10 protein-coding genes are annotated in these 13262 nt (G+C 36.1%); 2 read left to right on the forward strand and 8 right to left on the reverse strand.

All coding sequences use genetic code 11. From position 1 onward, the window contains the following. Positions 1 to 326: 326 nt before the first annotated feature. Positions 327 to 662, reverse strand: a complete 336-nt coding sequence (locus PC_RS06975) for a hypothetical protein (protein ID WP_011176000.1) — start codon at positions 660 to 662, stop codon at positions 327 to 329. A gap of 482 nt (positions 663 to 1144) precedes the next feature. On the opposite strand from PC_RS06975, the gene PC_RS06980 reads away from it, so the two are divergent. Together PC_RS06980 and PC_RS06990 are read left to right on the forward strand one after the other, a co-directional pair. Next, positions 1145 to 2179, forward strand: coding sequence for a zinc ribbon domain-containing protein (locus PC_RS06980; protein ID WP_011176001.1), 1035 nt, complete (start codon positions 1145 to 1147; stop codon positions 2177 to 2179). Between the two features lie 546 nt (positions 2180 to 2725). Further along, positions 2726 to 3049, forward strand: coding sequence for a type II toxin-antitoxin system HicB family antitoxin (locus tag PC_RS06990; RefSeq protein WP_011176002.1), 324 nt, complete (start codon positions 2726 to 2728; stop codon positions 3047 to 3049). 391 nt (positions 3050 to 3440) lie between these two features. On the opposite strand, the gene PC_RS10040 is transcribed toward PC_RS06990, so the two are convergent. The 7 genes from PC_RS10040 to PC_RS07025 all read right to left on the reverse strand — a co-directional run bounded on the left by PC_RS10040 (position 3441) and on the right by PC_RS07025 (position 13217). Then, positions 3441 to 9041 (reverse strand): leucine-rich repeat domain-containing protein, encoded by a 5601-nt coding sequence (locus PC_RS10040; RefSeq protein WP_011176004.1) that lies wholly within the window; start codon positions 9039 to 9041, stop codon positions 3441 to 3443. Positions 9042 to 9779: 738 nt separating this feature from the next. Then, positions 9780 to 10157: a type II toxin-antitoxin system death-on-curing family toxin gene (locus PC_RS07005; protein WP_011176005.1), complete on the reverse strand. Its 378-nt coding sequence runs from the start codon at positions 10155 to 10157 to the stop codon at positions 9780 to 9782. After that, entirely contained in the window at positions 10154 to 10384 is a 231-nt protein-coding gene (locus PC_RS07010; protein WP_011175572.1) for an AbrB/MazE/SpoVT family DNA-binding domain-containing protein, read from the reverse strand. The genes PC_RS07005 and PC_RS07010 overlap by 4 nt, the downstream gene beginning before the upstream one ends. A gap of 356 nt (positions 10385 to 10740) precedes the next feature. After that, positions 10741 to 10926, reverse strand: a complete 186-nt coding sequence (locus PC_RS07015) for a hypothetical protein (RefSeq protein ID WP_011176006.1) — start codon at positions 10924 to 10926, stop codon at positions 10741 to 10743. A 268-nt stretch (positions 10927 to 11194) separates the two neighbouring features. Then, positions 11195 to 11920, reverse strand: coding sequence for a hypothetical protein (locus PC_RS07020; RefSeq protein WP_011176007.1), 726 nt, complete (start codon positions 11918 to 11920; stop codon positions 11195 to 11197). Positions 11921 to 12759: 839 nt separating this feature from the next. Further along, on the reverse strand, positions 12760 to 12891 hold the full coding sequence (locus tag PC_RS10600; RefSeq protein ID WP_181679091.1) for an integrase core domain-containing protein: 132 nt from the start codon (positions 12889 to 12891) through the stop codon (positions 12760 to 12762). An 11-nt stretch (positions 12892 to 12902) separates the two neighbouring features. Then, a complete protein-coding gene (locus PC_RS07025) occupies positions 12903 to 13217 on the reverse strand; it encodes a helix-turn-helix domain-containing protein (RefSeq protein WP_044045177.1) in 315 nt (104 codons plus the stop codon). Positions 13218 to 13262 lie beyond the last annotated feature (45 nt).

The following is a 13262-nucleotide window of genomic DNA, read 5'->3' on the forward strand; positions in this document are numbered from 1 at the left end:
ATATCAAATGTTTGAAGACTTTGAAAAGGGGCAGGTTTAGTATGGAGATATCTGATCAATAAATTCCTTAACCTGGCAATTAAACCCTTCTTTATCGCATTTCTACGGCTTTGTTTAATAATTAAACCAAAAGGCATGGATTGCCTGTTGAACGCAATAAAGAGAGTATCCTTTAGTTAACTTACCGTTAAAGAAGTTATCATGCACAATTTGAAATTCTTTTTGATTTATAAAAAGCTGATTTGTCGGTTTAAACTGAATATAGTTAACCGTAGACAAGCCATTCTCAAAAAAACATTCTAGGAAAAACTTTAAACCTTGTCAAACTAGTGTTCTTGAATCTCTTTAGGTGAAACGGTTTGACTATGCCAAATTAAATAACTAACATACCTTGCTATGTCGCCTATTCGCGTTTCTACAATAGCCATACGCGTTTCTAGGGAATTGAAACGTTCGTCGATTCTATTAAGTCTAGAGTCAACTTTATCAAAACGTTCATCCATTTTATTGAAACGCTCGTCTACGGCCTTTAACTTTTCATCAATAGCCTTGAAGCTGTTATCTATACGTTCTTGATTACGTCCAAAACGATAAAATAGAGCAAGAATCCCTATGAAAACACCAGAGGATAGCAGAACGGAAATAACTTCAAACGTAGACATAATTTTAACCTTTCTCTTTAAATATAGTATTCTACGAGCAAACTTTTTTCGTGTCAATTACGAGATCCCCTTTAAGAGCTTTGCGATTTGGTCCAAGTAACGAAAGCCGCTCCTTTGATTGATATAAATTCAGAAAAACAGCTGCCTCAATTCGCTTTGATGTTTAATTTTCTGACCTGCTTCGAATTGCTGACCAATACCGACCAACCCTTTTCGATGTTCATGTCTAATCTATTTTTGCCATAAATGAAAAAAATATGGGTGATGATTTTCTCGGCAAACGATTAATTATTTTGAAAATGATATAGTAGATCAATTTTTAAATGAAAACATCATAGTCGGTGACAAAGTTTATCTTAAGGTTGATCAAATACATTTGGGTACTAAGCAAATTTTTCTAAATTTTAAAGGAAAATTACTCCCTATTCATAGTCTTTTAACTGGTGTATACGGTATTTTTACACCTTTAAAGGATATACTTCTTGAGAGGTCTTTGGGGGGATACTTGGATATGCCCTAATCCAAACTGCGGTTACGAAAATTATAATAAGGTAAATTTTTGTGGAGTTTGCGGAACTAAAAAAAAAGCCCTAGTGCGAAAATTATTAGATGAGCAAAAAAATGAGGTAAGAATGATTCATATTTTTAAAAAACTATTCATATGCAAATTGATTGTTTTTACCTTTTTTGCTCATCTATTATTACATGCCCATTCAGTGACAGAAATTTTAAAATCAATACCAGAAGACGATAGGGAAGTCTTAAGTAGACTTTTCTATCAACTGATGAACAATGATCTCTTCGCTTATACCCTATTTGGAGATAAGCCTGTTTCAGTCACTGCAAATTTTATCTTAACCCCTTACGGAAATATTTTTTGCCGGATGAAATGTGGCGGTTATTTTTGGGAAAAATGGAAGGTATGGAAAAAATACGAACATCTGTTTCCAATGAAAAATTATCTTTTAATTGAAGAATCTGCTCAAACAAATACTAAAAACATTTTTTTTCTTAATAAAAAATGGTTTGTAAAAACTGTTTGTCAACACCTAAAAATTTTTGAAACAATTTTAGACGGAAATATCATACCTAAAAACTTATTGAATAAAATTGAAAAAAGTCAAAAATTTTTTTCTGTAATTAAAGAAAACCCAATTCTCCTCGGTATTTTGCTCGGCTATGGGCAACATAATGCAGAATTATATTCTAGAAGAAATGATTTAAGACATTTCATTGATTTTGAACAAATTCCTAAAATTCCCTATAAAATGCTCAAACCTTCCAAACAGTTTGTTTCCCTAGAAGAAGAATACCAATATCTGAATTCTAGGTTAAAGCCTTTTGATGATTATCATTACTTACCCTTAATTATTTCCCCTGTGCACTTCGTTGCTGATTATAGCCATTCTCAAACAAAAGAACTTCAAAAAAAATACCGAAAATTAAGAGGTAAAATATCTGCTATTTATTCCCAAGGTGATTTTTTAGAAATAACACTCAATGAAATGACTCGATAAAATTTTATTTTAATAGTCCTAAATATTTTTGTAAGGATATTAAAATGCTAAGTTGTTTTAGATTTTTCTGCAGAAAGCTATTTTTGAATAAAACCAATTATTAATTGAATGAGTTAAATTTTTAATCAAAATAGATGGAATAAGAGACCTTTTTTATTTTGAGTCTGCGATGATACAAGTCCTACCCTCTTTCAAATTGTTTTGAGGCTTCTATATCAAATATTTTCTGAAATATCAAAATTTCGCGACCAATCATGATTAACTATAGTCCCAAAATATGATACCATCAAATTATGAATAAAAAGCACTTACGCACTTTTGAAGCAATATTTAAAACCCTTGTGCATTCAAATGTTATATGGCAGGATGTTGAAAAATTATTTATTTACTTAGGTGCAAGAATAAAAGAAGGGGGGGTGGATCTCGTTTAGCTGTAGAGTTAAATGGTGTTCGTGCTTATTTCCATCGACCACATCTTCAAAAAGAAATTGATAAGGGTGCTTTAGTTTCCGCCAAAAAGTTTTTAGAAAATGCAGGAGTAAAACCATGTTGAAATACAAAAACTACACAGGCTTTGTTCAATTTGACGATGAAGCAATGATTTTTCATGGAGAAGTCCTAGGACTTCGAGATGTTATTACATTTCGCGGAACAACACCTGAAGAAATAAAAAAAGAATTTGAAATTTCTATTGATGGATACTTGGATTGGTGTAAAGAGCTAGGCCAAGAACCAGAAAAACCATTTTCAGGAAACATCCATTTACGGCTACAACCTGATTTGCATGCAAAACTTGCCGCTGAGGCAAAATTCAACGGAATTAGCCTCAATAACTATATTAGCCAGACTTTAAAACAAGCTATACAGTAAAAAAAAATTTTTTAAGATCTTTTCAGCAGAGGTAAGGATTACTCAGCACTCAAAGCAAACTTTCTCCTAGTAAGGTATTCATTCAGTTTTCCAAATAATTAGTTAACTAACTTTTTCTAATTAAAATTTTTATGATTATAATTATTTGTTTTTTTTGAGTAAAAAAGTTGATTTAAAAGACATTGTTTATTTTGATAGGAGCAAGTCTAAGGGATGTTTTCCTCACAAATGAATGAAAACCCAAGTCAACGCTATAGCCAATCGCTCTAGAGTTTTTCTGTATAAAAATTTGAATGTAAATACTCAAAAAACTGTATATATCGTTAAAAATTCTTTATTGCTAAGACAGAAATTTACAGGTATAGCAGCTACATTGGAGTTAAGAGCTTGGTTAATTGTTTATAACTCCCTCTTGCTTTATTAAATTACCGTTAAGCCAGAACTTTTTAAGAGCCGTATTGGAAGCCACAGCCTGAGTAATTGCTTCCATTCCCTTATCGTTGATTTGGTTACCATCAAGGTAGAGTGACTTAAGAGCTGTATTGGAAGCCAGAGCCTGAGCAATTGCTTCCATTCCCTTATCGTTGATTTGGTTACCATCAAGGTAGAGTGACTTAAGAGCTGTATTGGAAGCCAGAGCCTGAGCAATTGCTTCCATTCCCTTATCGTTGATTTGGTTATTTCTAAGGTCGAGTGATTCAAGAGTCGTATTGGAAGCAAGAGTCTGAGCAAAAGCTTGCATTCCCTTATCGCTGATTTGGTTATTTCTAAGGTCGAGTGATTCAAGAGTCGTATTGGAAGCAAGAGTCTGAGCAAAAGCTTCCATTCCCTTATCGCTGATTTGTTTTCCATTAAGAGAGAGTGACTTAAGAGTCGTATTGGAAGCCAGAGCCTGAGCAATTGCTTCCATTCCCTTATCGCTGATTTGTTTTCCGTTAAGAGAGAGTGACTTAAGAGTCGTATTGGAAGCCAAAGCCTGAGCTAGCGCTTGTGCTCCCTTATCGCTGATTTGGTTACTACCAAGGCAAAGTGATTTAAGAGCCTTATTAGAAGCCAGAGCTTGAGCTAGCGCTTGTGCTCCCTTATCACTGATTTGGCTATCATCAAGGTAGAGTGACTTAAGAGTCGTATTGGAAGCCAGAGCCTGAGCTAGCGCTTGTGCTCCCTTATCACTGATTTGGTTTTCGTTAAAAGAGAGTGACTTAAGAATCGTATTGGAAGCCAGAGCCTGAGCTAGCGCTTGTGCTCCCTTATTGCTGATTTGGTTATCATCAAGGTAGAGTGACTTAAGAGTCGTATTGGAAGCCAGAGCCTGAGCAAAAGCTTCCATTCCCTTATCGCTGATTTGGTTACCACCAAGGTAGAGTGACTTAAAAGTCGTATTGGAAGCCAGAGCCTGAGCAAAAGCTTCCATTCCCTTATCGCTGATTTGGTTTTCGTTAAAAGAGAGTGACTTAAGAGTCGTATTGGAAGCCAGAGCCTGAGCAAAAGCTTCCATTCCCTTATCGCTGATTTGGTTATCATCAAGGTAGAGTGACTTAAGAGTCGTATTGGAAGCCAGAGCCTGAGCAAAAGCTTCCATTCCCTTATCGCTGATTTGGTTACCACCAAGGTAGAGTGACTCAAGAGTCGTATTGGAAGCCAGAGCCTGAGCAAAAGCTTCCATTCCCTTATCGCTGATTTGGTTTTCGTTAAAAGAGAGTGACTCAAGAGTCGTATTGGAAGCCAGAGCCTGAGCAAAAGCTTCCATTCCCTTATCGCTGATTTGGTTACCACCAAGGTAGAGTGACTTAAGAGTCGTATTGGAAGCCAGAGCCTGAGCAAAAGCCTCTGCTCCTCTGTCGCTGATTTGGTTACCTTTAAGCCAGAACGATTTAAGAGCCGTGTTGCAAGCAAGTCCATTAGCAATAACTTCAACTTCCATTTCCTTATCGCTTATTCCCTTGCGATTAAGGCCAAACGAGGTAAGCTCAGAATCGTTCATATAAAGCTGAAATAGTTGCGTATGGTCAATTTCTGAAGTTTTTATTTCTTTTAAAATCTTTTGCACTCTTTCTTTTTTGGCTGTTTCTAAATCTAAGGCTGGACATCTTGTGAAACTTCCTTTGATATAGGGAGCCGTTGTTTTGAAAAAGAGCATTTTTAAATGAGGATTTTTATCGGCTTTTAAAGTGTGCAAAAGAGGCGCATCTAATTGAATCGAGACAAGCGCCTTGCACCTCCTAAGTTGCAATTCTTCTAATCTGGCAAATTGCAAATAGGTCGATGCAAAGGGAAAGTTTGGTTTTTCAAGCGCATGGAGCTGAGAGCAACGATTTAAATAGAGCGCTTTGAGGTTAGGAGAGCTTTTTTCGATTTCTTGAAGGGTCTCTACTTTAATAAGTGGGCAGCCACTTACATTTAAATAGTCAAGTTCAACATGCAAAAAAGGTTTTAACGTGGTTAGATCTAAAACGGCGCAGTTCATCAGAGTGACTTTTCGGGGTTTAAATTCTTTATTATTCATTAAAAAGTTTAAGGCATGTAACACAAAGCGTTGCCGCTCTCGATCAGGTGTTTTCCCTTTCACCATCTGTCTAAAATCGGCTTCAATCCATTCTCCTTCTTTATTTGTCCCGAACGCAATATTTGAGGTGTACCGACTTAAAGTAAACGTAAAAAGTTCGCCTTGGGCTTTTTCGGGAGAGTATTCTTCACGTGCTTGAATTTCTTCAAACGTCGGGGGCTTGCCAAAGCTGGCTGCATCGGCTTGGGCGGAAGTGAGAGAAATTTCTACATTGCGATTGATGGCTTGTTGTAGTCTCTGTTTGGGAACTAAACTGCTAGCAAGGGCTTGCTGATATTTATGATGAACCCAGCGATCTAAGGTTTGCTTTTGACTGTCACGCAAGCTAACGAGGCAGGATAAAAGACCGATAGCTGTAAGCTTCTTTTCGCTTGTTGAATCATGGCGTAAGCAGTCTTGCAGATGGTAAAATTGCACGAGTAAATTTGCCACCGTGCCGCTACGCAAAAGAAGCGTTCCCTTAAAGCGATCTTCCGAGTTTTCTTCATATAACTGTTTTTCTTCTTCGGGGGTAAAAAGGTGAAGGGTGCGGTAGGCCTCATCTTTTTGGATTAAGTCTTGGAGCCAACTATTGAGGATGAGGTTAGGATCTAAACGAAGGAAAGCTTGCAATACTTCAGGATCTAGACGGTATTTAGCATGTAAACAAAAAAGAGCGGAAGAAAAGTAAACCTTATTTCCGACGAAATGGTGAATAACGGGCTCAACAAAAGAAACATCGTTATCGACACAGAAAATGCGCTGCGTCTCTTCTTCGACGACATAGTTAGAAAAGCGACCATCCCCAGGTCGTGTCAATAAGGCACAGAGGCAAGCCCAGGTCAGTTGCTTAACGTCTAGCTCTTGTTCTACGTTTTCTAACGTCTGCCCTTGTATTGTTTTGGAAATTAAAACGGGATAGATCTTTGTTTTTCCTTCCAATTCGACTTCAAAGCGTGCCAGCTCAGTCGGAGGGCTTAAGTGCCCCGCAATGCGTGCCGTCAGCGCATGGATGGCATATTCCATTAGAGGATGCGTCGGTTTTTGTTTAAAATGCAGCTGAAATCCATTATAAGAGGCAGTTGCAACAGCGTGAGCACTTTTATACTGCCGCTTAAGCTCTCCCGTTTCTTCTAAAATTTGTTCACACACGACCTGTTTGAGAAACCGGGCATGGGGTACTGCCGGGCAACGGATTTTGACTTGGAAGGAGCCGTCTGGATGATCAGTTGTCATGGCTAGAATTGCTTGTTGGAACTGCTCTTCTTCTAAACGGTAGCTTTGTCTAACTCCACTTGGGTTGGGAATAGAAGCAAGATCGGCACTTAAGGTAGCCAAGTTTTCCTCCGAAGGATAACTGTCCAAGACTTTAAGATAGATTTCTCTTAGAGGTTCGGTGAAGGTGATTCGGGAAAACCTTTGGTAGTAAGCATCATGCCAAAGTCGAAACTGTTTCAGATCAAACGCCTTAGCTCGTTGTCTAGAAACGAGATGATGGACGAAATGCGTCATCCAGGGCTTGAGATTTTCTATTGTATTGGGGTGCAATTCCTCTCCATAAAACGCTTCTTTCAAAAGTTCAATGCGTTGAAAATGAGAGTTTAACTTAAAAATGCCAGAGTTGAGTTGATGAGAGTCTAGATTGGAGAGGCAAAACTTTAGTTTACGGTAAAGAGGGCGCAATACAAGCCAATAAATTTTTGCCAGAACCTCTTGTTCACTAAGAAAATTTTCTAGACTAACCTCTTCTTTTTGTTCCCCACAAGTAAAATGGAGACCCACTCTTTTTAGGTAAACAGCTGCCACTGCTTCTTGCAATAAATAACCACTTTCAGCAGTGAAAATTTCCTTTTTCACGAGCGCGTCAATGAGATCGAGCGTGTTGGCTTCCTCCATGCCAAAGTAAAGAGATAGATCATTTAAAAGGTGATGAAGCAGCTCTGAGTAGTGTTTTTTTAGATCAATAAACGGGATTTTAAAAGGATCATACCAAATTTCCTCATAGGTTTGCAGCCGATTCGTTAGCAGCTTTATCGTTTGACATTTGCGTCTGATTTCTTCTACTTGCGACAACTTTTCATCGAGATAGATGCACATTTGCGCTTGGTAGAATTCAAAGAGCTTATGGGTATTTTGGTGAAAAGAAATTGTTTTGCGCAGCGTATTACTAGGGGAAGTTGAGGAATACTCCTCCCTTTTTTGCATTTGAGCCAATCCATCGGATGTGTTAATAAGATCAGTGACAACAGCTGGGTTGCCGCCAGAATCGATATGGAAACCAGAGCGGTGTTTAGCCCCGATGCAAGTAAAAACGGGTAATCCTTGCGCTGGATCTTCTCCCAAGGCTATTATTTGTAGTTCTAACAGGTGAGCTAATTTCACAAAGTAAGGTTGATACTCAATTGCTTCAATGAGAATGCACCATTCCAAGTCTGAATAGGGGCAGACCTCTTCTTTGGCTAGGGAACCCATAGCCCGTAAATCATACAAGCAAGGAGGATCTCCTAAAATGGCAATGGCATCCTCGACTAAAGCGTGCAGAAAAGAGAGCAAGTCTGTCGAAACTTCTCTTTGCAAAGCACGCACCTCTTCAATCGTAAATTGTTGCGGATTGATTGCCTGATAGTGCTTATGAAAAATTTTGCGAAAATTATTCAATTTTTCTTGATATCTAGCTGTGATAAAACAATTAGTGTGAGAAGGGATATTCCTTAAGTAAGGGAGCATCATTTTATCCAGCCTACCCAAACCACTTGCCTGTATCCGCTCTAGCCCCCATGTTTTTACCGTATACAAGGCAACGGCATCCACTTGTTTATAGAATAATTTAATCAAAGCATGCTTTTCACTTGGGCAGCAAATCGGTTCAAAGCGTATTTTGAGATTGTTGACCAGTCGTACAACTTGTTCACTATCATTTTTTCCCACCGCTTGTTCTAAGCGCTCTTTAAAAATGCCAAGGGATGTTGAAGCGGCTTTGAACAGTCGCGATGTTAAACGCTGAAGATCTGGGGAAGCTACCGAGATGTTTTGAGCTTTTCCTACGTAGTGAAGGGCATTAATAAAAAAAGTTTGTTGTTTATTCTCTTGCCACTCTTGTTTTCCTTTTTTATAATTCCATTTGGCTAGTGCAATAGCTAGCATTTGTTGGTTTTCTGCAAAACAAGGATCAGCTGTCAAATTAAGTAGTAGAATTACAATTTTTTCTATCTCTTGAGGAGCCTCTATCAGAGGAATGAGCGTGAACAGATAATCAAAAATTTTTTCAAGCACCTCTTTTTCTACCTGAGATGGCAAATAAGCCATGAAAACATTTAAATCTTTGACAGCTTGAGAATATTTTTTCTTTGTGATAGCTATCGCAATTGCATCAAGCCTATCTAAATACCGGAAATTCGATGGTTGATCACTAAAAGTTGCTATTGAGATAGGATGAGTGCTTTGCATGACTTGGCTATCCTTTGGTACAAAAAATTCACGTTAAAAAAATACTAGCAAAAAAAATACCCCTAATCAATTTAAATTTGAAAAATTTATTATGGAGTTTTAACCGATGAAGAGAGAAATTTAGGTTGCTAAAGTTTGGTTCAAGTGTTGAAGCTTTGAATCTAGCGCACTAAGAGGTCAATCCAAAATCCTAACCAAGCTAAGAGGTGAAATTCTAACTTATTCGATGTAAGTCTTCACTATTTGTCTCTTATCTTTAATAACAGATATGCTTTCGAAAGCTATGTTTGATTCGCTTCTATTTGACTAATGAGAAAAATTTTATCATAGATTCTGCCTTGTTCTAATTTAATTCTTTTATTAACTGCTCTCATGCTAATTTCATGGAGTAAAGGTCAGGATGATATAGAGAGTTATGTTAACATGAAAAGCTTTACCGTATTTCATCAGTTTCTTGATATAGTGCTTTAAAATTGAATTTTCTATGATGTAATGAAACTAGAATTTTCCTCTTTTTAATGAAAGAGTCGCGCATAATCAGAAAGCAAGAAAGCTAGAATTGAATTTCATATATATTTTCCTTTCATATACCTCTTGAATATAATGCTTGCAAAGGAATATGTCCAATTAAACAGTATTTTAATATGCTTATGCTCAACAATCTTCTTAAGCCGACTAATCACAAATTGCAATTGAAAACCAATGAAAAGTCTTCATTGAGATCAATCAACTTTCTAGTTATTTGTCTTGATGTTTTAAGAAATTGCTAATTTTTTCTTTCGAAAATAATCCTTGAGCCACTTTACAAACCATTTCCTCGAATTCACGCATGTCGTATTTTATTTTACAATCATTTTGGCTCAAAAAAATTAAAGTCGCAGCAGCACCTGTTCTCTTATTCCCATCTAAGAAAGCATGATTACAAACAATGTGAAAAAGATATGCAGAAGCTTTGTCAAATGTTGATTCATGTAGATACTCACCAAACATTGTAGTCTTTGGCATTTCTATAGCAGATACAAGAAGTCCCATATCTCTAATACCATGTAGACCTCCGTATTCAGAAACGAGATGATCATGAATCAAAATCACCTCTTCAACAGATAAAAAAATCATCGATCAGACAATCTCTTGAAAAGTTCAGCATATTCATTAAAAACATATTTCTTAGCTTCTTCAAATTTGCTGTTTACTGGTTTTACCGATTGAATAGTAACACCTGTATTTGAATCTACAACTATTTGAAACAAACAATTTTCGTCAAGCCCTGCAGCTTGTAAAATTGATTTGTCAATGACAATGGCTTTACTATTTCCATGTTGAACTAAATGTTTAACTTGCATAATACACCTCTCGTATAAATCAATATTACTATATTATAAATTTAAAGTATATACAAGTGTTATAACGGAATCTTTTTTTATTACGTTATAGGTAAATATAAACGAATTGAAAAGGTCACCAAAAATCTTTTTGTGTTAGACAAAAAATCACAAAAAATTTTGTTCGCGCATCTTTTATTTTTGAATATGGATTTTCACTGCATATTCTTGAGAAATGACTCGATCATAAACAACATCAATTCTTTTATGTGAAATTGATTACAAAGACCGATATTCAATTTTTGTCTCGCAATCAGGCTTTTTTTGTACGCTTACCCAATAATTGCCCGATTGTGCGTCTTAATGTACCAATTATACTATGATAATTTTAATAATTTGTTGCTTAAATTATTTAAACGAGGATCTCCGCTTTTAAATCTTAAGGCATAAGACTTGGCGTAAACACCAGGACAAACCTGAGCTGAAATCATACATTTTTCTTTAAACTGGCTTTTTTCTTTAGGTGATGTCTCTTTTTCGGTAGGTTGCGTTTTGGATTTCATATTTTATCTCTTGTATGTTCCCTTCATATTACTAAGGAGAAGCAAAAAAGTAAATATTCACTATTTCTGCTCGTTTGCATAATAAGCGGGATAGAGAGTAGTTACTTATGGTTTATGAGGTTCTTTCTTTCTGTTTTGTTCTGCGCATTCCATTAAAGCATCTGCACAATAAGTAACCCCCCTGTTCCAACTACATTAACTTTACCTGAAATTGGTAAAAGGATCAATTTCTCCTTATATTTTAGGGCGGTGGTGAAGTCCTTTTAGATTAATTCTTGTTTTGATTTTGTTCGTTCTTCTCGTTTTCTTCCATCCGTGTGACCGTACCATCAACACAAAGACCGACACCTGTTGCTATTAAAAACTTAGATGCCCCTTGTGCTATAGGATAGGGAATAAAACTAAGGAAATAACCGCATAAAGAAGCCGTGATACCTATATAAACGCGTATAGGAACCTTAATTTCTTTATTGTCTTCTTTGTCATGATGACCTTTAACCGATTTAGCTAAACAAAGAGCATCGAAATGTAAGTCGCATTCCTCTTGGTTAAAATCAATGCCATACATATTACAGTCATATAAAAACATGGTCTTGTGAGAATTTTTTTTATCTTTCTTTTTCAAATCTTTTTTAATTTGCTTAATTTCGCCCTTTTTGAATTGTGCACCTTGCTTTTTAGCTTCTCTTTCGATTGCGTCAATTTGAGCATCCATATCAATTTTTTTTCCTGTATAGCCTTCTATTTCAGTTTTGATATCAAACATCACTTCCATTAACTTGCCATGTTCTAGCTTATCAATATAGCGTTTAGCTTTTTCATAAAGCTTTTCAATCCTAGCGATAAACGCAATATCATTTAGGTTAACATTGACGCCTTTTGCTTGAACTTCATAAGCATAACAAGGCATTGCTAACGTAGAACCCAGAATAGCCCCCGCAACAGTGCATAAAGTGAAATTGTGAAGCAGCCCAATAAAACGAATATTTCCCATTGTATTAATCTCATTGTTCTTTTGTTTCTTTCTTGTTTACATAACTCATAAATTTTAAAGCTTTGGCATCTAATTACCCATGCCATAAACCAAAGTAAAACCAGAAGCTCAACGCCTAAAGCAACATACCACATAAAAATCCTTTACTTACTTTATCCATTCGTTACCCTCACCTTCTCATGTTCATTGATATAATAGTCATTTGTTTTATAGCTTAAATAGCCTAGCCCATCGAAAAAATCGGGCTTGATCCTGTTTACTAAATGTTTGACGGCGCTATCAATTAATATATTTGTGAGAGCATGGCCTAACTCATGATATTTAGCTAGAAAGTTTATAAAAACTCTATTCATTATAGCAGCTTAACTCAACAGAAAAAGAGAAAAATAAAAGAAACTATTTCTCAGAAAGATTGAAGTTCACTTATCTCAAATTATCCAATCAAAGTTGTTTGTTCATCGTTAAATTTTAGTGAAGCAATGCATGTTGCAGAACACCTTTTTTATGATGATATACAAGATGATGAGAAGCAACAATATGGGTTAAATATTACGTTTAAAATAAAATATCACTTTAAAAAACAGCGGGATAGCAACTGGGAAAATGACGTTATCCTAGGAGATCTTTGCGAAATGCTTTGACTTTATGATGAACGATATCTTTGCTATAAAAGAGTTTATGATAATTTAAAAGAACATCCAACCGAATTACTATTACTTCTATCAAACTGTAATAGAGCTCCCGGTATTCCGTACAGATGAGGAGTCTGAATTCTATTTAAGGTAAGCGGTGACATTGCCCCATAATTAGGTCCATTTTAAAATAGAAAATTCTACTACCTATGCATTAATTGTTTTTAGCTCATAAGTCTTTCTAAATTCTTTCGGAGAAAGACCATCTAGCGCGCTATGAGGACGCCATTTATTATAGTCTTCTCTCCATTTTTTTGCTAAGTTTTGTGCTTCTTGCAAACTTATAGATTTTAAAAAGTTTTTCTATAAACTTGTGGACGGTAAATACCTTTGTCTACAATTTCAAGTAACCGTAAGGCTACATGGCTTGGAACACGTTGTCCTGATTCCCATGACTGAATAGTTCTTGGACTAACGTTTAAGATCTTAGCAAAAACAACTTGAGAATAGTGGCATTTTTTTCTAATCCTTTTAATATCTTGGGCTTTGTAATCGGCTGGAGCATCGGGTATTTCAATTATTTCTGATTTGAGGGTAATTTTGCCTTGAGCATAAGCAAAAGCTTCTTCTAAACCTTCTTTTAACTCTTTAAAAAATTTACTCATAAACAACCTTTTTAATATTTTCTATGCTTCGCATCTCTAGCTCTT

This window comes from Candidatus Protochlamydia amoebophila UWE25 (assembly GCF_000011565.2).
Classification (GTDB): Bacteria; Chlamydiota; Chlamydiia; order Chlamydiales; family Parachlamydiaceae; genus Protochlamydia; species Protochlamydia amoebophila.